The organism is Streptomyces sp. DG1A-41 (assembly GCF_037055355.1).
In the GTDB taxonomy this organism is placed as follows: domain Bacteria; phylum Actinomycetota; class Actinomycetes; order Streptomycetales; family Streptomycetaceae; genus Streptomyces.
The window spans coordinates 6,476,218-6,497,925 of sequence record NZ_CP146350.1 but is presented as its reverse complement, the minus strand read 5'-3'; the positions used below and the strand labels follow the sequence as shown (position 1 = coordinate 6,497,925).

General features: G+C 71.9%; 13 protein-coding genes and 3 pseudogenes. 9 read left to right on the top strand and 7 right to left on the bottom strand.

Translation table 11 applies throughout. The features are described 5' to 3' along the window. The first annotated feature begins 35 nt into the window (after positions 1-35). The 6 genes and pseudogenes from V8690_RS30465 to V8690_RS30440 all read left to right on the top strand — a co-directional run. Entirely contained in the window at positions 36-1,826 is a 1,791-nt protein-coding gene (locus V8690_RS30465; protein WP_338783322.1) for a helix-turn-helix domain-containing protein, read from the top strand. A gap of 132 nt (positions 1,827-1,958) precedes the next feature. Further along, a complete protein-coding gene (locus V8690_RS30460) occupies positions 1,959-3,452 on the top strand; it encodes an ABC transporter substrate-binding protein (protein WP_338783321.1) in 1,494 nt (497 codons plus the stop codon). Beyond that, complete coding sequence (locus V8690_RS30455) at positions 3,449-5,212, top strand: ABC transporter permease subunit (RefSeq protein ID WP_338783320.1); 1,764 nt, start codon at positions 3,449-3,451, stop codon at positions 5,210-5,212. The genes V8690_RS30460 and V8690_RS30455 overlap by 4 nt, the downstream gene beginning before the upstream one ends. After that, a complete protein-coding gene (locus V8690_RS30450; protein ID WP_338783319.1) occupies positions 5,202-6,167 on the top strand; it encodes an ABC transporter ATP-binding protein in 966 nt (321 codons plus the stop codon). The genes V8690_RS30455 and V8690_RS30450 overlap by 11 nt, the downstream gene beginning before the upstream one ends. After that, entirely contained in the window at positions 6,164-6,853 is a 690-nt protein-coding gene (locus tag V8690_RS30445; protein ID WP_338783318.1) for a dipeptide/oligopeptide/nickel ABC transporter ATP-binding protein, read from the top strand. The genes V8690_RS30450 and V8690_RS30445 overlap by 4 nt, the downstream gene beginning before the upstream one ends. A 21-nt stretch (positions 6,854-6,874) precedes the next feature. Further along, positions 6,875-7,079: pseudogene (locus V8690_RS30440) on the top strand (transposase); the annotation flags it as partial. Here the strand turns inward: V8690_RS30440 and V8690_RS30435 are convergent. Continuing rightward, positions 7,060-7,644: a TetR/AcrR family transcriptional regulator gene (locus tag V8690_RS30435; RefSeq protein ID WP_338783317.1), complete on the bottom strand. Its 585-nt coding sequence runs from the start codon at positions 7,642-7,644 to the stop codon at positions 7,060-7,062. The pseudogene V8690_RS30440 and the gene V8690_RS30435 sit on opposite strands and share 20 nt — an antisense overlap. 99 nt (positions 7,645-7,743) lie before the next feature. On the opposite strand from V8690_RS30435, the gene V8690_RS30430 reads away from it, so the two are divergent. Continuing rightward, entirely contained in the window at positions 7,744-9,285 is a 1,542-nt protein-coding gene (locus V8690_RS30430; protein WP_338783316.1) for an MFS transporter, read from the top strand. Between the two features lie 56 nt (positions 9,286-9,341). Here the strand turns inward: V8690_RS30430 and serA are convergent, their stop codons facing one another. The 6 genes and pseudogenes from serA to V8690_RS30400 all read right to left on the bottom strand — a co-directional run bounded on the left by serA (position 9,342) and on the right by V8690_RS30400 (position 19,329). Then, the gene (gene serA, locus V8690_RS30425) at positions 9,342-10,931 is read right to left on the bottom strand and encodes a phosphoglycerate dehydrogenase (RefSeq protein ID WP_338783315.1); all 1,590 of its coding nucleotides are present in this window, start codon (positions 10,929-10,931) and stop codon (positions 9,342-9,344) included. A gap of 268 nt (positions 10,932-11,199) precedes the next feature. After that, positions 11,200-12,198, bottom strand: coding sequence for a ketol-acid reductoisomerase (ilvC, locus tag V8690_RS30420; protein ID WP_338783314.1), 999 nt, complete (start codon positions 12,196-12,198; stop codon positions 11,200-11,202). 121 nt (positions 12,199-12,319) lie between these two features. Then, on the bottom strand, positions 12,320-12,844 hold the full coding sequence (gene ilvN, locus V8690_RS30415; protein ID WP_010048631.1) for an acetolactate synthase small subunit: 525 nt from the start codon (positions 12,842-12,844) through the stop codon (positions 12,320-12,322). A 21-nt stretch (positions 12,845-12,865) separates the two neighbouring features. Next, the gene (locus V8690_RS30410; protein ID WP_338783313.1) at positions 12,866-14,713 is read right to left on the bottom strand and encodes an acetolactate synthase large subunit; all 1,848 of its coding nucleotides are present in this window, start codon (positions 14,711-14,713) and stop codon (positions 12,866-12,868) included. Positions 14,714-14,944: 231 nt separating this feature from the next. Beyond that, a pseudogene (locus tag V8690_RS30405) lies at positions 14,945-17,964 on the bottom strand (EAL domain-containing protein). A 414-nt stretch (positions 17,965-18,378) separates the two neighbouring features. Further along, positions 18,379-19,329 carry a 2-hydroxyacid dehydrogenase gene (locus tag V8690_RS30400; RefSeq protein ID WP_338783312.1) on the bottom strand — a complete coding sequence of 317 codons (951 nt, stop codon included), beginning with the start codon at positions 19,327-19,329 and terminating at the stop codon, positions 18,379-18,381. A gap of 77 nt (positions 19,330-19,406) precedes the next feature. Here V8690_RS30400 and V8690_RS30395 point away from each other — a divergent pair. Further along, positions 19,407-20,406, top strand: a pseudogene (locus V8690_RS30395) (aldo/keto reductase). 124 nt (positions 20,407-20,530) lie between these two features. After that, on the top strand, positions 20,531-21,703 hold the full coding sequence (locus V8690_RS30390) for a PQQ-dependent sugar dehydrogenase (protein ID WP_338783311.1): 1,173 nt from the start codon (positions 20,531-20,533) through the stop codon (positions 21,701-21,703). The last annotated feature ends 5 nt before the right edge of the window (positions 21,704-21,708 follow it).

Below are 21,708 nucleotides of genomic sequence, written 5' to 3'. Positions count from 1 at the left end.
ATGAAGGGACCCCTGGAGTGCGGGACAATGCCCGGATGACGTCGGAACACAGGGGTGACTACGAGGAGCTGGTCGACGAGATCTCGGAGCTGCTCGGGGCGCCCGCGACGCTGGAGAACCGGGACTTCGAGCTGATCGCCTTCGGCGCGTACGACAGTGAGGGCGACCTCGATCCGTCGGCCCTGGACCCGGTGCGCACCCGCTCGATCCTCACCCGCCGCTCGACGGCGGCCGTCCGGGCGTGGTTCGAGGGCTTCGGCATCACGCGGGCGACGGGCCCGGTCCGCATCCCGCCGACACCGGAGGCCGGCGTCTACCGGGGCCGGATCTGTCTCCCCGTCCGCCACCGCGGCGTGGTCCACGGCTACATCTGGCTGCTGGACGACGATCCCGGCCCGAGCGAACGCCAGCTGTCCGCCGCCATGCAGGTCACGGCCCGGATCGGCGCGCTGCTCGCGGACGAGGCCCAGCACGGCGCCGACCTCAGCCGCGAGCTGCGAGCCGTCCTCACCGCCGACCGCGACTGGCAGCGCGACATGGCCATCGCGGAACTCCGCACCGCCCTCGGCCCTCGCGCCGACGGCCTCCACACGGTGCTCTGCGTCGCCCCCTGGCCCACGGCCGATCCCGACGACGCCCCCTCGGTCCGCACGATGCCCGGCGCGACAGCCCTGTGCACCCTGCCATGGGGTGCCTCGTCCCAGTGCGTGGCCGTCCTGATCCGCCTGCGCTCGGCAGACGTCCTGACTCCGGCGACGACAGCGGCAGCCCGCCTGCTGGAACGGGCGGGCGGGGGAAGCGGGCCGGGCGGCAGCACCGTGCGGGCCGCGACCGGCACGACGCCGCGCGCAGCGACCGGCAGCGCCTCACGCGCAGCGGTTGCCGGTGCCTCGGGCGCAGCGACCGACACCACCTCACGCGGAGCGACCGGCAACGCCTCGGGCGGAACGACCAGTGGCGCCTCACGCGGAGCGACCGGCAACGCCTCGGGCAGAGCGACCGGCAACGTCTCGGGCGCAGCGACCGGCAGCACCTCGGGCGGAACGACCGGCAACGTCTCAGGCACAGCGACCGGCAGCACCTCGAGCGGAACGACCGGCAACGTCTCAGGCACAGCGACCGGCAGCACCTCGAGCGGAACGACCGGCAACGTCTCAGGCGCAGCGACCGGCAGCACCTCGGGCGGAGCGGCTGGCGGCGCCTCGGGCAGGGCAGTCACCGGCACTCCCTCGTCCGGAGCGGGCGGCTCTCCCGGTCCGGGACCGGCCGGCAGCACGCGCGGCGCCTCAGCCGGGGCCCGGAGCGGACAACCCGGAGGCCCTTCCCACGGACCGACCGGCACCCCACCGTCCGGCCCGGCCGGCAGCGCCCCACGCGGAGCGGGCGGTCCCGCCGCCGGCCTCGCGACGCCCCGTTCCGGCCTCGCCGAGCTGGGAACGGCCTGGTGGGAGGCCTCGGCGGCGGCGCGGGCCGCGCTGGCGGAGCCACGGCTGGGGCCCGTCGCCCTGTGGGCGTCGATCGGGCCGTTCCGGCTGCTCACCGCGCTGCCGCCGGAGGTGGCCCGCGACCCCGCGGTGCACCCCCTGCTCACCCCCGTCCACCAGGAGCTCGCCCGCACCGCCGAGGTCTATCTCGACTGCGCCGGCCAGGCCGCCCGGGCCGCCGCCGAGCTGGGCATCCACCGCCAGACCCTGTACTACCGCCTGTCCCGGATCGAGAAGCTCACCGGCCTGGACCTGGACGACGGCGAGGACCGCCTGCTCCTGCACATGGCGTTGAAGGGGGCCCGGCTCGCACAGGGTCAGGACATCGGGCCGTCCGGGTGACTCGCCGCCTGGGCACTGCGCAAGCACCTCCGCCCCGCCCCCTGACCTCCAGACCCACTTCTGAAAACGATTGTCATCATGCTACGGTCATGGCGCGTTCAACCATTTACCAGGCCTTGACCGAGGTGTCCCGTGCGCGTCCCCGCTCGACTCATCCCCCTTACCGCCGTCACCGCGGCCTCCGCCCTGCTCACCGGCTGCTTCTCCGGTGGGCAGTCGGCCACGGACGACTCCGGGGCAGGGGGCAAGCGCATACGCGTCGCGATGATGCAGCCACCGCGCTCGGGGCTGTCCCCGCTGTCGGACGACGCCTTCAAGCTGTCGCGCTGGTCGACGGCGGAGACCCTGGTGAAACTGGACGCGGACGGTGACGCCGAGCCGGCGCTGGCCACCGAGTGGACCCAGTCCGGCCGGAGTTGGACCTTCACCCTGCGCGACGGCGTCACCTTCCACGACGGGACGAAGCTCACCGCCGAAGCCGTCGTCAACTCCCTCACCAAGGCCGCCGCTGCCTCCCCCAAACCCCGCATCCTCGACGGCGTGGACCTGACCGCGAAGGCCGACGGCGACAAGGTCACCGTCACCACCGCCACCGAGGACCCCCTGGTCCCGCAGCGGCTCAGCTCCCCGCAGCTGTCGATCCTGGCCGCCAAGGCCTACAAGGGGAAGACCGTCAGCCCCGTCGGCGCGGGCACCGGCCCCTTCGAGCTGACGAAGGTCAACGGCACCTCCTCCGCCGTCCTCGACCGCTACGACGGCTACTGGGGGAAGAAGGCCGAGGCCCCTGGCATCGACGTGCGGTTCGTACCGGACGGCACCGCCCGCGCCGCCGCCCTGCGCAGCGGCGAGGCCGACATCGTCGAGGCGGTGCCCGTGTCGCAGGCGGCGGTGCTGGACCAGGACCTGATCACCGAGGTGCCCATGCCACGCACCAACACCCTGTACCTCAACACCGAGAAGGGCGCCTTCAAGGACGCCGCACTGCGGGCGGCGGCCCGTGAGGCGATCGACGCCGAATCGATCGTGAAGGGCGTGTACGAAGGGCGCGCCGACGTCGCCGAGGGGCTGCTCGGCCCTGCCCTTCCGTGGGCGGCCGAACTGCGGGAACCGGTGAAGCGGACCAAGGCCGGCGGCCCGGCCGGCAAGACGATCACCATCGGTACCTTCACCGACCGCGCCGAGCTGCCCGAGGTCGCCGCCGCGCTGCAACAGCAGCTCCAGAAGGCCGGCTTCAAGGTGAAGCTCGACATCCGCGAGTACGCCAACATCGAATCCGACGCGCTGGCGGGCGCGTTCGACGCGTTCATCCTCTCCCGCGCCACCGTCCTCGACTCCGGCGACCCGGCCGCCTACCTCTACAGCGACTTCGCCTCCGACGGCTCCTTCAACATCTCCCAGCTCGCGGACCCGGCCGTGGACAAGGCCCTGAAGAAGGCCGGCGACACCAGGGCGGGGGACGCGCGCCGCGCCGCGGTCATCGCCGCCGAGGCCGCCGTACTCGGCACCGACGCGGCCGTGCCCATGCTGCACGAACGCGTGATCCAGGGCGACGCCGCCCACGTGGTCGACGCCGCCCACGACCCGCGTGAGCGGGAGCTGGTCACGGCGGACACTCACGTCAAGTGAAGGGCCGTATACGGCGGTTGGCCGGTGCCGCAGCGCTGACCCGTCTGTTCTGCCTGATCGCCGTACTGGCCGCCGTCGGCCTGCTGCCCTGGCTCTCCGGCAGGGACCCGGCACTGGCCGTGCTGCGGGCCCGCTCCGCCGAGCAGAACCCGACCGAGGAAGCCCTGGACTCCGTACGACGGGACCTCGGTCTGGACGCCGGACCCCTGTCCCTGCTGGGCGGCTGGGCCTCGGACCTCCTGCGCGGCGACCTCGGCACGTCCTGGGTGTCGGGCACCGAGGTCCTGCCTTCCGTGGCCTCCGGGCTCCAGGTGTCGCTGGCGCTGATGGGCGCCTCGCTCGGCGTGGCGCTGCTGCTGGCGTGCACGCTGGTCGCGCCGGTGCTGGTGCGGGGCCGGGCCTCGGCCGGGGCGTGGGCCGCGATGCTGGCAGCCGTACCCGAGTTTCTGCTGGCCACGGTCGCGCTGCTGGTCTTCGGGGTGTGGCTGGGGTGGCTGCCGACGTCGGGCTGGGTGGGGCCGGAGAACATGGTCCTGCCCGCCGTGGCCCTCGGCGTCCCCGGCGGCGGTCTGCTCGGCCGTCTGGTCGCGGACGCGTTGCCCGCCGTGCTCGACGAGCGGTGGGTGGAGCTGTGGCGGGGCGCCGGGGTGAGCCGGGCGCGGATCGCCGGGGCGGCGCTGCGACGCGTCCTGCCGCCGCTGGTCCCGCAGTTCGGGATGGTCGCCGTGGGGCTCACCGGTGGCGCGGTCGCCGTGGAGACGGTCTTCGCCGTGCCGGGCATCGGCCGTACCGCGCTCGGCGCGGCCAAGTCACAGGACTTGGCGCTGCTCCAGGGCTCGGTGCTCGCGCTGCTCGCGCTCGGGCTGATCACGGGCGCGCTGGCGGCGCTCGCACGGCGGCGGCTGCTGGGCCCGGCCCTGCGTGACGCCTCGTTGGCGCTGCCCCCGGCACGGCCGGTGCGCGCACATCCCGCGATCCCGTTGACGCTGTTCACCGTCCTCGCCGTGACCATCGGCTGGGGCCTGTCGCGCGACCCGTACGCCGTGAACACCACGGCTCGGCTGGCCGCACCGTCCTGGGCGCACCCGCTCGGGACCGACGGCCTCGGCCGTGACGTGCTCGCCCGGCTCGGCCACGGCGCCGCCTCCACGGTCGGCACGGCGGCGGCGGTCTGCCTGCTGAGCCTGCTGGTCGCGCTCGCGCTGGGCTTCCTGCCCCGGATCGCGGAGGGTGCGGCGGACATCGCCAACGCCCTGCCCCCGGTGATCGTCGGCATCCTGGTCGCGGCGGCCGTCGGCCCCGGCACCGGCGGCGCGGCCCTCGCGGTCGCGCTGATCTCCTGGCCGGCCCTGTCCGCGCACGCGGCGGCACTGGTGCAGGAGGTGCGCGCGTCGGCCTTCCTGACCGCCCAACGGGCCATCGGGGCGAGCCCGTTCTGGATCCTCACCCGGCACGTCCTGCCGTCGGTGGCCGCCCCGGTCGCCCGCCACGCCCTGCTGCGCCTGCCGGGCATCGCCCTGGCCCTGGCCTCGCTGGGCTTCCTGGGCCTCGGCGCCCAGCCGCCCGCCCCCGAGTGGGGTCTGCTGCTCGACGAGTCCCGCGCCTATGTGGAACGCGCCCCGTGGGCGGCCCTGGCCCCGGCGGTGGCGCTGGCCCTGCTGGCGGGACTCGCGGTGTCGGGCGCGGCACTCACCCAGGGCCGGAGGGTGCGGCGCGCCACCCCGGCTCCGGTCCGGAAGGAGACCCCCGTTGGAGTCTGAGGCACTGCTGTCGGTACGCGAGTTGCGGATCGCCTTCGACGGGGTCGAGGCCGTGCGCGGCCTGTCCTTCGACGTCCGCCCGCGTGAAGTGCTGGCGATCGTCGGCGAGTCCGGAGCGGGCAAGTCCCTCACGGCCCGCGCGCTCCTCGGCATGCTGCCGCGCGGCGCGACGACGAGCGGGACGATCCTGCCGGACCTCTCGGCCCACCGGGGTCGCCGCATCGCCCTCGTCCCGCAGGACGCCCTGTCGGCCCTGTCACCCGTGCACCGGGTGGGTGACCAACTCGCCGCCGCCGTACGGTCGGTGGCCGGGGTCTCCCGCAAGGAGGCCCGGGCCCGAGCGGTCGCGGCCCTGGACCGCGTCGGCATCCCGGACGCGGCACGCAAGGCGCGGGCGTATCCGCACGAGTACTCCGGCGGGATGCGGCAGCGCGCGGTGATCGCCATGGCCACCATCAACGAACCGGACGTCGTGGTCGCCGACGAGCCCACCACCGCCCTCGACGAGGAGCGCCGCGACCAGGTGCTGCGGCTGCTCGCCGAGCAGCGGGAGGCGGTCGGCGCCGCGCTCGTCCTGGTCACGCACGACATGGACGCCGTACGCGGGCACGCCGACCGTGTGCTGGTCATGTACGCCGGGCGCCTCACCGAACTCGGCCCGGCGGACGAAGTGCTGGCCCGCCCCCGCGCCCCCTACACGGCCGGCCTTCTGGCGTCCCTCCCGCAGAACGCGACGGGTCGCCGTCTCCCCGCCCTGGGCGGCACCCCGCCTGCCCCGGGCACACTCCCGCCGGGCTGCGCCTTCGCCCCGCGCTGCCCGCTCGCCGCGGACGCCTGCCACAGCGCGGAGCCCGAGCCCCGGCAGGCCGCCGGACGCCTGGTCGCCTGCCACCGCTGGGAGCAACTTCCCCACCCGGCCACCGACTTGTTCCTCCAGGAGCTCCGACCCGTATGAGTGATGCCCTGCTCGACGTCCGCGACCTGGTCGTCCGCTACGGCCCGGTCACCGCCGTGGACGGCGTCTCCTTCACCCTGGCCGCCGGCGAGACGCTCGCCCTGAACGGCCCGTCCGGCTGCGGCAAGTCCTCCACGGCCCTGGCGGTGCTCCAGCTGCGCCGCCCGGCCGGCGGTGAAGTCCACTTCGAAGGCCGGGAGTTGACGTCCCTCACCGAACGCGAGCTGCGCCCGCTGCGCCCCCGTATGCAGCCCGTCTTCCAGGACCCCTACGGCTCGCTGAGCCCCCGCCACCGCATTCGCGACGCCGTCGCCGAACCGCTGAAGGTCCAGGGCCGCTGGCATCCCGCCGACGGCCCGGCCCGGGTCGCCGAACTCCTCGACCGGGTGGGCCTGGACCCCGCGTACGGCGAGCGGCACCCGCACGAGCTCTCCGGCGGCCAGTGCCAGCGCGCCGGCATCGCCCGCGCCCTGGCGTCCGACCCGCGGCTGCTCGTGCTCGACGAGCCGGTGTCCTCACTCGACCCGTCGGTACGCGCGGGCGTGCTGAACCTGCTCGCCGACCTCCAGGACGACCTGGGCCTGGGCTACCTGTTCATCTGCCACGACCGGGCGGTCGTACGGCACTTCGCGGACCGGGTCGTCGAGATGCGCGAGGGGCGCGTCGGCGCCACTTCGGGGTGGTGAGCTGTTACTGGGGAGTGCATCGGGCATCGGGCCGCCCAGGCCGGACCGGGCGCGCGGGGGCGTGAGGAAAACCAGCCCCCGCACTCCCGGACCACGGACACGATCCATGCGCGCCGGACGCGGAGCGAACCCGGGCGACGAGGGTGCCCAACACCGATCGGGGCATCCGGCTGCGCACGGGGCCTGGCATCAGGACTCACTACCGCTCAGCCTTTGGGAACGGTAGCGGCCTCGATCACCTGGCGGAGCCCCTCGGCGAGCTGCCCGGCCTCGGGCGCGCTCTTCGGGTCGAAGGTCCACTGCGCCATGAGCCCCATCATCAGGGTCAGATAGAAGTAGCCGAGGGTGTCCACCCGCTCCTCGGGGACGTCGTCCTCGCTGCCGCCGTGGAAGAGCGTGACGATGCCGCGCGCCCCTTCTCGCTGGGCCCGCGCGAGATGCTCCCGCACCTTCGGCAGCTGGTCGCCCATCGCCACGATCTCCATGCTGAGCCGCCACATCGACCCGGGGTCCCGCATGGTCCCGATGATGTTCGACCACACCTCGGCGAACCGCTCCAGCGACCCCGGCTCCCCGCCCAGCTCACCGCCGCCCTCGAAGGCGTCGGACATCCCCTCCACCATCTCGACGTACGCCCGCGCCAGCAGCGCGTCCTTCGAGCCGTAGTGGTAGCCGATCGACGCCAGGTTGGTCCCCGACTCCTTGACGATGTCGCGCGCGGTCGTGCGCACGAACCCCTTCGCCAGCAGGCAGCGCTTGGCGCCCTCGAGCAGATCCTCACGGTGTCCCATGGCATCCCAGTTTACCCCCGCATCCATACATCCGTCCCATACGAATGTCTTACACAGTCGTACTAGACAAGCGTATAAGACGCTCGTACAGTCCTGCCCATGACGACGAACCCCAACCCCCCGGTGCGCGCCGGCCGCCGCGAATGGACGGCACTCGGCGTGCTGATGCTGCCGCTGTTGCTGGTCTCGATGGACGTGTCCGTCCTCTACTTCGCGATCCCCGCGATCAGCGCCGACCTGGAGCCGAGCGCCGCCCAGCAGCTGTGGATCTTCGACATCTACGGCTTCGTACTGGCCGGCCTGCTGATGACGATGGGCTCGCTGGGCGACCGCATCGGCCGCCGCAGGCTGCTGCTGATCGGCGCCGCGGCCTTCGGTACGGCCTCCCTGGTCGCGGCCTACGCGACCAGCGCCGAGACCCTGATCGCCGCCCGCGCGGTCCTCGGCATCGGCGGCGCGACGCTGATGCCGTCGACGATGGCGCTGGTGCGCACGATGTTCACCGACCCCGCGCAGCGCACCAAGGCGATCGGTGTGTGGTCCGGTGTGATGACGGCCGGCATCGCGCTCGGCTCGGTGATGAGCGGAGTGCTCGTCGAGCACTTCTGGTGGGGCTCGGTCTTCCTGGTCAACCTGCCCGCGATGCTGCTGCTCCTGGTCCTGGGTCCCGTCCTGCTGCCCGAGTCACGCAACCCGCGCCCCGGCCGCTTCGACCGACTGAGCGTTCCCCTGTCGATGGCGGCGGTGCTCCCCGTGGTCTACGGCCTGAAGGAGCTCGCGTCGGAGGGCTGGAACGTGCGGTACGTGATGGCGGTGACGGTCGGCCTGCTCTTCGCCGCCCTGTTCGTCCACCGCCAGCGCACGGCGGTGTCCCCGCTGATCTCGCCGGAACTGTTCCGGCGCCGCGGCTTCACCCCGGCCGTCGTCCTCAACCTCGTCGCCGCCTTCGGCATGATGGGCTCGGCGTACTTCACGACCCAGTACATCCAGTCCGTCCTGGACAAGAGCCCCCTCGAGGCAGCGCTGTGGAGCCTGCTGCCGTCGGTGCCCATCGGACTCGCGGCCCCGGCCGGCGCACAGCTCGTGCAGCGGGGTGTTCCGCGCGCTTACGTCGTCGGCGCGGGCTTCGCCGTCACCGCGTGCGGCTACGTGATGCTGGCCCTGGCCGGCACGGACTCCCTCTGGCTGCTGCTGGCCGCGTGCGGCGTCCTGGCCTGCGGCATCGTCGCCGTCATGTCCCAGGTGGCCGACCTGGCCCTCAGCGCCGCTCCGGTGGAGAAGGCCGGCGCGGCCTCGTCGCTGCTGGAGACCGGCACGGAGTTCGGCGGCGCGCTGAGCATGGCGTTCCTCGGCTCCATCGGGACGGCCGTCTACCGCCACGAGATCCCGGCCTCGGCACCCGCTCCGGCCCGCGAGACCCTGGGCGGCGCCCTGGCCGTCGCCGACCAGATGCCGGGGCGCGCGGGGGACGCCCTGGCGACGGCGGCACGCGAGGCCTTCACCAGCGGCATGCACGCGGCGGCGATCACGGGTGCGGTGCTGCTGGCCGGAGCGGCGGCAGCCGCGGCGTTGACCCTGCGGCGGGTCCACGGACAGGAAAACGCCGGACGAGCTGAGCAACTCAGCCCGTCCGGCGTATGAGGACGAGCCCGTTCAGGGCGAACGGGAGGTCCGGGGGCGGCAGCCCCCGGGGAAGGTCAGACCAGGTTCACCGAGCGAGCCGACGTCGCGCCGATCTCCGCGGCCACTTCGGCCAGCACACCGGAGGTCACCGTGTCGTCCACGGTCAGCACCGCCAGCGCCTCGCCGCCGGCCACGGACCGCGACACCTGCATACCGGCGATGTTGATGCCCGCCTCGCCGAGGATGCGGCCCACCGTGCCGACGACACCCGGCCGGTCCTCGTACTTCAGGACCACCATGTGCTCGGCGAGCGCGAGATCGACGTCGTAGTCACCGACGGCGACGATCTTCTGGAGGTGCTTGGGGCCGGCCAGCGTGCCGGAGACCGACACCTCCTCGCCGTCGGCGAGGGTGCCGCGCACGGTGACGACGTTGCGGTGCTCGCTCGCCTCCGAGCTGGTGGTCAGCCGCACCTCGACGCCGCGCTCCTGGGCGAACAGCGGGGCGTTGACGTAGGACACCGTCTCGTCGACGACGTCCTCGAAGACACCCTTGAGGGCGGACAGTTCCAGCACCTTCACGTCGTGCTGGGTGATCTCGCCGTACACCTCGACGTCGAGGCGGACCGCGACCTCACCGGCGAGCGCGGTGAAGATCCGGCCCAGACGCTCGGCGAGCGGCAGGCCCGGCTTGACGTCCTCGGCGATGACACCGCCCTGGACGTTCACCGCGTCCGGCACGAGCTCACCGGCGAGCGCGAGGCGCACCGAGCGGGCGACGGCGATACCGGCCTTCTCCTGCGCCTCGTCGGTGGAGGCACCGAGGTGCGGGGTGGCGACGACCTGGTCGAACTCGAAGAGCGGCGAGTCGGTGCACGGCTCCTTGGCGTACACGTCGAGGCCGGCACCGGCGACCCGGCCCTCCTTGAGGGCGGAGTACAGCGCCTCCTCGTCGACGATCCCGCCACGCGCGGCGTTGACGATGCGCACGCTCGGCTTGACCTTGCGCAGCGCCTCGTCGCCGATCAGGCCGAGGGTCTCGGGGGTCTTGGGGAGGTGGACGGTGATGAAGTCGGAGACCTCGAGCAGCTCGTCCAGCGACAGGACCTTGACGCCCATCTGCGCGGCGCGGGCGGGCTGCACGTAGGGGTCGTAGGCGACGACCTTCATGCCGAAGGCGGACATGCGCTGCGCGACGAGCGCGCCGATGCGGCCGAGTCCGACGACACCGAGGGTCTTCTCGGCCAGCTCCACGCCCGTGTACTTGCTGCGCTTCCACTCGCCGTTCTTCAGCGCGGCGTTGGCCTGCGGGATGTTGCGGGCGGTGGCGAGGAGGAGACCGCAGGCGAGCTCGGCCGCGGTCACGATGTTCGAGGTGGGGGCGTTGACGACCATCACGCCGGCCTTGGTGGCGGCGGAGACGTCCACGTTGTCCAGGCCGACGCCGGCTCGCGCGACGACCTTGAGCTTGTTCGCGGCGGCGATCGCCTCGGCGTCGACCTTCGTGGCCGAACGGATCAGGATCGCGTCCACCTCGGCGATGGCCGGGAGCAGCTCGGCCCGGTCCGCGCCGTTGCACTGCCGGATCTCGAAGTCCGGGCCCAGCGCGTCGACGGTGGCGGGCGACAGCTCTTCAGCGATGAGTACGACTGGTTTCGAGCTCACGTGAGTCCTCACAAGTCCAATGCTGCGGACGGCCGTCCCGACGGCCGCAGGCGGTGGAGGGGCTAGTCGCGTGGAAGACGCACGACGCTGTGGGCCTGACGCGTATGTAGTGCAGCAGTCTAGTGGCGCCGAGGGCGTCGTCTTACGCCGCTGCGGAAGGATCACCCGTCCGTGGCCGGACAGGTTGGACAACGCCGTACCACCGACGTTACCCCGGGTCAGCCGAAGGGGCCGGAGCAGCTCGCTCCGGCCCCTCGGCCGTGAGGTTCTACGCCTCCTCGTTCACCCAGCTCATGAGCTTGCGCAGCTCCTTGCCGGTGGTCTCCAGCAGGTGCTCGGAGTCCTGCTTCTTGTACTCGTTGTACTTCTTCAGACCGCCGTGGTACTCGTCCATCCAGTTGCGGGCGAAGGAGCCGTCCTGGATCTCGGCGAGGACCTTCTTCATCTCGGCCTTGGTGGCGTCCGTGATGATGCGCGGGCCGGTGACGTAGTCGCCCCACTCGGCGGTCTCGGAGATCGACCAGCGCATCTTCTCCAGGCCGCCCTCGTACATGAGGTCCACGATCAGCTTCAGCTCGTGCAGGCACTCGAAGTACGCGATCTCCGGCTGGTAGCCGGCCTCGGTCAGGGTCTCGAAGCCCGCCTTGACCAGCGCGGCCGTACCACCGCAGAGGACGGCCTGCTCACCGAACAGGTCGGTCTCGGTCTCCTCGGTGAAGGTCGTCTTGATGACGCCGGCGCGGGTGCCGCCGATGCCCTTGGCGTACGACAGGGCCAGCGCGAAGGCGTTGCCGGTGGCGTCCTGCTCGACGGCGGCGATGCAGGGAACGCCGCGGCCCTCCTCGTACTGGCGGCGCACCAGGTGGCCCGGGCCCTTCGGGGCGACCATGCAGACGTCGACGCCGGCCGGGGGCTTGATGAAGCCGTAGCGGATGTTCAGGCCGTGGCCGAAGAACAGCGCGTCGCCGTCCTTCAGGTTGGGGGCGATGTGCTCCTCGTAGACCTGGGCCTGGATCGGGTCGGGGACCAGGATCATGATGACGTCGGCCTCGGCGGCGGCCTCGGACGGCGTCACCACGCGCAGGCCCTGCTCCTCGGCCTTGGCCTTGGACTTGGAGCCCTCGTGCAGACCGACGCGCACGTCGACACCCGAGTCACGGAGCGACAGCGCGTGGGCGTGGCCCTGGCTGCCGTAACCGATGACCGCGACCTTGCGGCCCTGGATGATGGACAGGTCGGCGTCGGCGTCGTAGAACAGCTCGGCCACTTTGGGTTCTCTCCTCGGGAGTGCAGGTGTTGCGTCCCACCGTATGACGGGGGGCGGAAGGGAAGTCTGAGGGTCTCGGAATACGGGCGGCCGACGGCGCGCCGACCGCCCGTTTCAGGTCTTACGCCGACCGGTCCAGGGCGCGCAGCGACCGGTCCGTGATGGATCGGGCACCGCGGCCGATCGCGATGGTGCCGGATTGGACGAGCTCCTTGATGCCGTACGGTTCCAGCATCTTGAGCATGGCGGACAGCTTCTCGCCGGATCCGGTGGCCTCGATGGTGACGGCCTCCGGGGAGACGTCGACGGTCTTGGCGCGGAACAGCTGGACGATCTCGACGATCTGGGAGCGCGTCTCGTTGTCGGCGCGCACCTTCACCAGGACGAGTTCGCGCTGCACCGCCTGCGACGGCTCCAGCTCGACGATCTTCAGCACGTTGACGAGCTTGTTGAGCTGCTTGGTCACCTGCTCCAGGGGCAGGTCCTCCACCCCCACGACGATGGTGATGCGGGAGATGTCGGGGTGCTCGGTGACACCGACGGCGAGCGAGTCGATGTTGAAGCCGCGGCGGGAGAACAGCGCGGCGATCCGGGCGAGGATGCCGGGGGTGTTCTCCACCAGGACGGAGAGCGTGTGCTTGGACATGATCTCTTCGGTCTCTCTCGCTCAGTCGTCTTCGTTGTCGCCGAAGTCGGGGCGGACGTCGCGGGCGGCCATGATCTCGTCGTTGGAGGTGCCGGCGGCGACCATCGGCCAGACCATCGCGTCCTCGTGGACGATGAAGTCGACGACGACCGGGCGGTCGTTGACGGAGTTCGCCTCTTCGATGACCTTGTCGAGGTCGTCCGGGGACTCGCAGCGGATGGCGTAGCAGCCCATGGCCTCCGACAGCTTCACGAAGTCGGGGACGCGGGTGCCGCGGGCCTCGGGGTTGACGTCGTCCGGGCCGGAGTGCAGCACGGTGTTGGAGTACCGCTGGTTGTAGAAAAGGGTCTGCCACTGGCGGACCATCCCGAGGGCGCCGTTGTTGATGACGGCGACCTTGATCGGGATGTTGTTCAGGGCGCAGGTGGTGAGCTCCTGGTTGGTCATCTGGAAGCAGCCGTCGCCGTCGATGGCCCAGACGGCCCGCTCGGGTGCGCCGGCCTTGGCGCCCATGGCGGCCGGGACGGCGTAGCCCATCGTTCCGGCGCCGCCGGAGTTCAGCCAGGTGCCCGGCTTGTCGTACTCGATGAAGTGGGCGGCCCACATCTGGTGCTGGCCGACGCCCGCCGCGAAGATCGTGCCCTCGGGGGCGAGCTGCCCGATGCGCTCGATGACCTGCTGCGGGGAGAGCGAGCCGTCGTCGGGCTGGTCGTAGCCGAGCGGGTAGGTCTCGCGCCAGCGGTTCAGGTCGTTCCACCACATGCTGTAGTCGCCCTGGTGGCCCTCGCTGTGTTCCTTCTGCACGGCCTGGATCAGGTCGGCGATGACCTCGCGGGCGTCACCGACGATCGGCACGTCGGCGGCCCGGTTCTTGCCGATCTCGGCCGGGTCGATGTCCGCGTGGACGATCTTGGCGAGCGGGGCGAAGCTGTCCAGCTTGCCGGTGACGCGGTCGTCGAAGCGGGCGCCGAGGGCGACGATCAGGTCGGCCTTCTGCAGGGCGGTGACGGCGGCCACCGAGCCGTGCATGCCGGGCATGCCCAGGTGCTGCGGGTGGTTGTCGGGGAACGCGCCGAGCGCCATCAGGGTGGTGGTGACGGGCGCGCCGGTCAGCTCGGCGAGGACCTTCAGTTCGGCGGTGGCCTTGGCCTTGAGCACGCCGCCGCCGACGTACAGCACGGGCCGGCGGGCCTGGGTGATGAGCTTGGCGGCCTCGCGGATCTGCTTGGCGTGCGGCTTGGTCACCGGGCGGTAGCCGGGCAGGTCCATGGTCGGCGGCCAGGAGAAGGTCGTCTTCGCCTGGAGCGCGTCCTTGGCGATGTCGACCAGGACCGGGCCGGGACGGCCGGTGGAGGCGATGTGGAACGCCTGGGCGATGACCCGCGGAATGTCCTCGGCCTTGGTGACGAGGAAGTTGTGCTTGGTGATCGGCATGGTGATGCCGACGATGTCCGCCTCCTGGAAGGCGTCCGTGCCGATCGCCTTGGACGCCACCTGCCCGGTGATCGCGACCAGCGGCACGGAGTCCATGTGCGCGTCGGCGATCGGGGTGACCAGGTTGGTCGCGCCGGGACCGGAAGTCGCCATGCAGACGCCGACCTTGCCGGTGGCCTGCGCGTAGCCGGTGGCGGCGTGACCGGCGCCCTGCTCGTGGCGGACCAGGACGTGGCGCACCCTGGTGGAGTCCATCAGCGGGTCGTAGGCCGGGAGGATCGCACCGCCGGGAATGCCGAATACCGTGTCGGCGCCGACCTCCTCGAGAGAGCGGATGAGGGACTGCGCGCCCGTCACCTGCTCGGGGGCGGAGTGCTGTCCTCCGGATCGGGGCCGGGGCTGCGGGTGATGGGCCCCGGTGGCCTGCTCGGTCATCGGCATTCTCTTCTCAGATGCTGAGGGTTTTTTGCGAGTTTTGTACAGTTTTCGATTGCTGCACGGACGGCGCCTGTGCAACAAAAAACCCCTCGTGCCATAAGGCAAGCGAGGGGAGCGCGCCGGGTGGGGTCGCTGAGCGGTCGAGGCTCAGCGTCAGCCGACGCGCTTTCCAAGTACGAGAATTCGGGTGCGCATGGCACAGACCCTCTCCCCGGCACGCACTCACTGTCAAGTGGGTGGGACGGGAGTCTCATTATGTGAGCGGAGGGCCGTACCGCCTCCGATGACGGCGGACACACCCGAGCTGTACACCCGCGAGGCACCGCCCGCGAACGCCGGTTCGGCCGGTCCGTGCGGCACCGGGTAATGGCCGGAGGCGAGCGCCCGGCGCAGCCGGTACTCGTCGAGCGGCCCGGAGAACGCCATGCCCTGCCCGTGCGTACAGCCCATCGCGCGCAGGGCGACGACCTGCTCGGGCAGATCCACCCCGTCGGCCACGGACTTCAGCCCGAGGTCGCCGGCGATGCGCAGCAGCCCACTGGTGATCTTGTGCAGGCGCGCGGACTCGACGACGCCGTCGACCAGGCTGCGGTCGAGCTTCAGCACGTCGACGGGCAGCCGCCTGAGGGCCGTGATCGCCCCGTAGCCGCCGCCGAAGCCGTCGAGCGCGATCCGGACACCTACCCGCCTGAGGGCACCCAGCCGCCGCTCCAGCTCGTCCAGGCCGGTCCTGGGGTCGGCGTCGGACAGCTCGATGATCAGCGACCCGGACGGCAGCCCGTGCCGCGTGAGCAGCGCCTCGATGGTGCCGAGCGGCATCGACTTGTCCAGCAGCCGGCGGGCGCTCATCCGCACCACGACCGGCGCGGCCAGCCCGGCCGCGTGCCGCTCGGCGGCCCGCTCGACGGCCTCCTCGATCATCCACCGGCCCAGCTCGGCGGTCTTGTCGTTGTCCTCGGCGACGCGCAGGAACTCCGCCGGGGTGAACAGCACCCCCTGGGAGGAGCGCCAGCGCGCCTGTGCGGACACCGATGAGATCCGGCCGTCCTCCAGGCACACCACCGGCTGGTGCAGCAGGGCGAACTCGCCGTCGTGCAGCGCGGCCCGCAGGCGCGTGGCCAGCTCCGCCTTCCGTACGACGTCCTGCTGCATCTGCGGCTTGTACAACTCGACGCGACCCTTGCCGCCGGCCTTGGCCCGGTACATCGCCAGGTCGGCGTTGCGCAGCAGCTCGCCCGCGCCGAGGCCGGCCTCTGCGAAGGCCACGCCGATGGAGGCGTTGACACGGACATCGTTGCCGTCGATGACGTACGGCTGGGAGAGCGTCGTCCTGAGGCGGTCGGCGAGCTCCAGGATGTGCCGCTGCCGGGCCTCCCGGTCGCGGGTGTTGTCCCCGACGATCAGGGCCGCGAACTCGTCTCCGCCCAGCCGGGACGCGGTGTCGCCCTGCCGGACGGACTCCTGGAGGCGACGGGCGGCCTGGACGAGCAGCTCGTCCCCGGCCTGGTGCCCGATCGTGTCGTTGACGGCCTTGAAGCCGTCGAGATCGATGAACAGCACGGCCGTGTTCCGCAGGGCCACACCCCGGTCGGAGGCGCGGCGGCCCGAGAGGGCGTGCTGGACGCGCTTGGTGAACAGGGCGCGGTTGGGCAGGTCCGTGAGCGGGTCGTGCTCGGCGTTGTGCTGCAACTGGGCCTGGAGCCGGACCCTTTCGGTCACGTCCCTGCTGTTGAAGATGAGGCCGCCCTGATGGCGGTTGACGGTCGACTCGACGTTCAGCCAGCCTCCGTCGCCCGAGCGGAAGCGGCACTCGATGCGCGTAGTGGGTTCCTCGATGGGGTCGGTGGCGAGGAAACGCCGCACCTCGTGCACGACGCAGCCCAGATCCTCCGGGTGGATGAGGCTGGCCAGTTCCGTCCCCACCAGGTCCTCCGCCGGGCGGCCGTACACACCGGCGGCGGCCGGGGAGACGTACCTCAGGACGCCGCTGGGTGCGGCGATCATGATGACGTCGCTGGAGCCCTGCACCAGGGAGCGGAAGTGGTTCTCCTTCTGCGCCAGTTCCTGGGTGAGGGTGATGTTGTCGAGCAGCATGATGCCCTGGCGCACCACGAGCGCGAGCACGACCGTGCCACCGGTGAGCAGGACCACACGGTCGACGCTGCGGCCGTTGAGGACGTTGTAGAGGATGCCCAGGGTGCACACGGCCGCCGCGAGATACGGAGTGAGGGCGGCGAGGGAGCCGGCGATGGGCCGGGCGGCCGGATACCGGCCGAGCTCGCCTCCGGGCAGGGTCGAATGGTGGTGCGGGCCGCTGCGCTGCCCGGGCATGTGCTCGTGCACCACGCGCGTGTGCCCCGCCGTGCTCTGCCGGTCCGGGCCGTGCCGGTCGGTGTCCGGCGTGCGGGGCCCGGCCCACGGGGCGTACGCCAGGAGCAGCGAGCCGGCGAACCAGCCCGCGTCGAGCAGCTGGCCGGAGCGGTAGTCGTGATGCATCAGCGGTGAGGTGAACAGGGCGTCGCACATCACGGTCAGCGCGAGCGCGCCGATCGCGGTGTTGACCGCGGAGCGGTTCACCGCGGACCGCCTGAAGTGCAGCGCGAGCACCATGCTGACCAGCGCGATGTCGAGCAGCGGGTACGCCAGCGACAGCGCGGTGTGCGCCACGCTCGGCCCTTCGGACTTCGCGGCCTGGGCGAGGGCGAGGCTCCAGGCCAGAGTGAGCAGCGAACCGCCGATCAGCCAGGCGTCAAGACCGAGGCAGACCCAGCCGGCCTTGGTCACCGGCCGCTTGGCGAGCACGAGCAGCCCGACGATCGCGGGCGGCGCGAAGCAGAGGAAGAACAGGTCGGCGTAGCTGGGACTGGGCACGGGCTGTCCGAGGACGACCTCGTACCACCCCCAGACCAGGTTGCCCAAGGACGCCATGGCCGAGGAGAGGCCGAACAGCAGCCAGGCGGGTCGGAAGCGGGTGTGGCGGCTGCGGGCGCAGAGGAAGCAGGACACGGCGGCGGTGGCCGCCGCGGCGCTCAGCCCGAAGTCACCCATGATCAGGGCCAGTTCGTTCGAACCCCAGCCGAACGCGGAACCGACGGCGTATCCCAAGCAGACCAGGGCGAGGACGAGTTGGAGGGCCGGGGTCGGCCGGGGGCCGGGGCCGGCGTGCGGGGCAGCAGCGCCCCGGAGGACGGAGGCTGTGCCCGCAGCGCTCCGTCGAGCGTGGGTGTGGGGGTCGGCGGCGCGCTCACCGGACCCTCCCGGTCCGTGCCGCTCCCGGCTCCCGCGGGCCCCGGTGCGCCGGCTGGGCATGCCTTCTGCGGCTGCCGGGCCTGCGGTGGTGATGGCTGTGGTCGCTGTGGTGGGTGTGCTGCCCGCCGTGATCGGCGTGGTGACCGCGTCTGCTCGCGGCCGTCCGCCAGGGTCGCCGCCGGCAGCCCCGCCCCGTCGGATTGCTCGCCCATAGGCCGTGCATCGCCTGTCGCCCCCCTCACAGTCCTGAATCGTCCGTCCCCGGCGCCGAACGGTCCCCGGCGCAGCCCCTGTCGGGACGATACACCAGTATCGTCACTCAGGGACATAGGTTCTCTACGCTCCGTAACGATCAACAGATATATGAGTACCCACCGCGCCCGAAGGATTGCGGACGGTACCCGAAGTTCGGATCAGCCGGTTGACGCACCCGTCGTAAGGATCACGTTGCGCAGCGGCTCCCGGTTCACATAACGGCTCAACTGGTCCACCAGGAGCCGCTTGGCGCGCGGCAGGAACGCGGAGGTGGGTCCGCCGACGTGCGGGCTGATGAGTACCCCCGGCGCACGCCACAGGGGATGTTCGCGCGGCAGGGGCTCGGGGTCGGTGACATCGAGGGCGGCGGTGATCCGGCCGGTCTCCAGTTCGGCGAGCAGCGCCTTGGTGTCGACGACGGGGCCGCGGGCGACGTTGACGAGGAGGGCGCCGTCCTTCATCCGGGACAGGAAGTCGGCCCCGGCCAGGCCGCGGGTGGTTTCGGTGAGCGGTGTGGACAGGATGACGACGTCCGCTTCCGGGAGCAGCGCGGGGAGTTCGGTGAGCGGATGCACCGGCCCGCGCGCCGTGGTGCGCTCGGAGCGCGCGACGCGCGCCACCCGCGCCACCTCGAACGGAACGAGCCGGTCCTCGATGGCGGCGCCGATCGATCCGTACCCGACGATGAGGACGTTCTTGTCGGCGAGCGCGGGCCGGAACCCGGCGAGCCACTCCCCCCGGTCCTGCGCGCGGACGAAGCCGGGGACACCGCGCAGCGAGGCCAGGATCAGCGCGAGGGTGAGCTCTCCGGTGCTGGCCTCGTGCACCCCGCGCGCGTTGCACAGCCGCACGCCCGGACGCAGCTGCCCCAGCCCCGGCTCCACGTGGTCGATGCCGGCGGAGAGGGTCTGCACGACCTGGAGGCGGCTCATCCCCGGCATGGGACGTACGCACAGCGGGCTGGGCTTCATGTACGGGACGACGTAGAAGGCGCAGTCCGCCGGGTCCGCGGGGAAGTCCTCCTCTCCGTTCCAGAAGCGGTAGGCGGGGCCCTCGGGGAGTCCCTCGATCTCGTCCGGCGGGATGGGCAGCCACACGTCTTCAGTCATGCTCTGGAGGCTATGTCAGGAGGGTGCGACGGCAGAGGTTAGGTTGGGGTGGCCGGAACAGGGAGGGTCACGACCAGGTGGAGCGCAGGACGATCGGCGCGGCGGCGCTCGCGGTGGGGGCCGTCGGACTCGGGTGCATGCCGATGAGCTGGGCGTACAGCGCGTCGCGGCAGCGGGGCGACGAATCGCTCAGGGCGGTGCACCGGGCGCTCGACCTGGGTTCGTCCCTGCTGGACACGGCCGACATGTACGGCCCGTTCACCAACGAACTGCTGGTGGGGCGGGCGTTGAAGGAGCGGCGGTCGGACGCGTTCGTGTCGACGAAGGTCGGTCTGCTCGTGGGCGACCAGCACATCGTCGCCAACGGCCGCCCGGGGTATGTGAGACGGGCCTGCGACGCGTCGCTGCGGCGCCTCCAGACGGACGTCATCGACCTCTACCAGCTGCACCGGGCCGACCCGGAAGTCCCCGTCGAGGAGACGTGGGGCGCGATGGCGGAGCTCGTCCAGGCCGGGAAGGTAAGGGCGTTGGGCCTGTGCGCGGTGGGCGCGCGGGCCGGCCGCTGCTCCGGGGCCCGGCTGCACGACGCGACGATCCGGCAGCTGGAACGGGTGCAGCAGGTGTTCCCCGTGAGCGCCGTGGAGGCGGAGCTGTCGGTGTGGTCGCCGGAGGCGCTGGAGACGCTTCTGCCGTGGTGCGAGACGCGGGGCGTCGGCTTCCTGGCGGCGATGCCGCTCGGCAACGGCTTCCTGACCGGCAGGCTGCGGCCCGGCGCGGGCTTCGAGGCGGACGACCTCCGGGCCCGGCACCCCCGCTTCACGGCCGAGATGATGGCCGCGAACCAGCCGATCGTCGCGGGCCTGCGCCGGGTGGCCCGCCGTCACGGTGAGCACGTCACCCCCGCCCAGGTCGCCCTCGCCTGGGTCCTCGCCCAGGGCCTGGCACGTGGTCCCGGTCCCCGGCACGAAGCGGGAGCGCTGGGTCACGGAGAACGCCGCCGCGGCGGCCCTGCGTCTGACGGCCGAGGATCTGCGAGAGGTGGCGGACCTGCCGCCCGCACAGGGGTCGTGGGACTGAGCCCCGATCCGCGCCGGGGCGTATCGGGCAAACCCCGTGTTCGCGGTTCGACGTTTCATGATCGGGAACTTCACGGGCCCGGGAGGTGTATGACAGGTAGAACCCGCCGCCGCTCGAAGGGACCATGATCGTGCATCGTCGAGCTGTGCCGGCCGTGTTGGCCGCCGCCGCGCTCCTGCTGACGGCCGGCTGCTCCTCCGACGGCGGAGGATCGTCCGGCACGGACGGGAGCGCCTCCCCGAGCCGTACGGCACCGGGATCGTCCGCACCGGCGGGGCAGGCCGCCGAGGAGACACCGCCCGCCAAGGGCTCGGTGAAGGTGGTGCGTACCGTCGCCGAGGGCCTGGACTCCCCCTGGGGCCTCGCCCCGCTGCCCGGCGGCGGCCTGCTCGTCTCCTCCCGGGACGACGGGACGATCGTCCGGGTCGACGAGAAGACCGGCAAGAAGACCGAGCTGGGCGAGGTGCCGGGCGTATCGGCCGCCGGCGAGGGCGGCCTGCTCGGCATCGCCCTGTCCCCCGACTACGCCTCGGACCACATGGTCTACGCGTACTTCACCTCGGCCTCCGACAACCGCATCGTCCGTATGCTGTACGACGAGAAGAAGCCCTCCGGCGAGCAGCTCGGCGCTCCCGACACGGTCTTCAGGGGCATCCCCAAGGGCTTCGTCCACAACGGCGGCCGGATCGAGTTCGGCCCGGACAAGATGCTGTACGTCGGCACGGGCGAGAGCGGTGACACGGGCCTGTCCCAGGACAGGGACTCCGTCGGCGGCAAGATCCTGCGACTGACCCCGGAGGGCGAGCCGGCGCCGGGCAACCCGTTCCGGAACTCGCCGGTGTACTCGTACGGCCACCGCAATGTGCAGGGCCTCGCCTGGGACGGCGAACAGCGCCTGTTCGCCTCGGAGTTCGGCCAGGACACCTGGGACGAGCTCAACGCGATCAAGCCGGGCGACAACTACGGCTGGCCGGAGGCCGAGGGCAGGTCCGACGACTCAGGGTTCCACAACCCGGTCGACCAGTGGACCACGGCCGAGGCCTCCCCCAGCGGCATCGCCTACGCAGAGGGGTCGATCTGGATGGCGGGCCTGCGCGGCAAGCGGCTGTGGCGCATCCCGCTGAACGGCACGGAGGCCTCGGCCGAACCGCAGGCGTTCCTGGAGGACGAGTACGGCCGGCTGCGCACGGTGGTCCCGGCGGGCGGCGACCGGCTGTGGCTGGTGACCAGCAACACGGACGGCCGGGGCGCTCCGAAGGACGGGGACGACCGGATCCTGGAACTGCGGGTGACGTAGCGCGG

What these genes read in the sequence shown, in the direction of transcription:
- V8690_RS30465 (WP_338783322.1), top strand. Translation starts at nt 36, where the DNA reads ATGACGTCGGAACACAGGGGTGACTACGAGGAGCTGGTCGACGAGATC.
- V8690_RS30445 (WP_338783318.1), top strand. Translation starts at nt 6,164, where the DNA reads ATGAGTGATGCCCTGCTCGACGTCCGCGACCTGGTCGTCCGCTACGGC.
- V8690_RS30435 (WP_338783317.1), bottom strand. Translation starts at nt 7,644, where the DNA reads ATGGGACACCGTGAGGATCTGCTCGAGGGCGCCAAGCGCTGCCTGCTG.
- V8690_RS30430 (WP_338783316.1), top strand. Translation starts at nt 7,744, where the DNA reads ATGACGACGAACCCCAACCCCCCGGTGCGCGCCGGCCGCCGCGAATGG.
- ilvN (WP_010048631.1), bottom strand. Translation starts at nt 12,844, where the DNA reads ATGTCCAAGCACACGCTCTCCGTCCTGGTGGAGAACACCCCCGGCATC.
- V8690_RS30410 (WP_338783313.1), bottom strand. Translation starts at nt 14,713, where the DNA reads ATGACCGAGCAGGCCACCGGGGCCCATCACCCGCAGCCCCGGCCCCGA.
- V8690_RS30400 (WP_338783312.1), bottom strand. Translation starts at nt 19,329, where the DNA reads ATGACTGAAGACGTGTGGCTGCCCATCCCGCCGGACGAGATCGAGGGA.
- V8690_RS30390 (WP_338783311.1), top strand. Translation starts at nt 20,531, where the DNA reads ATGATCGTGCATCGTCGAGCTGTGCCGGCCGTGTTGGCCGCCGCCGCG.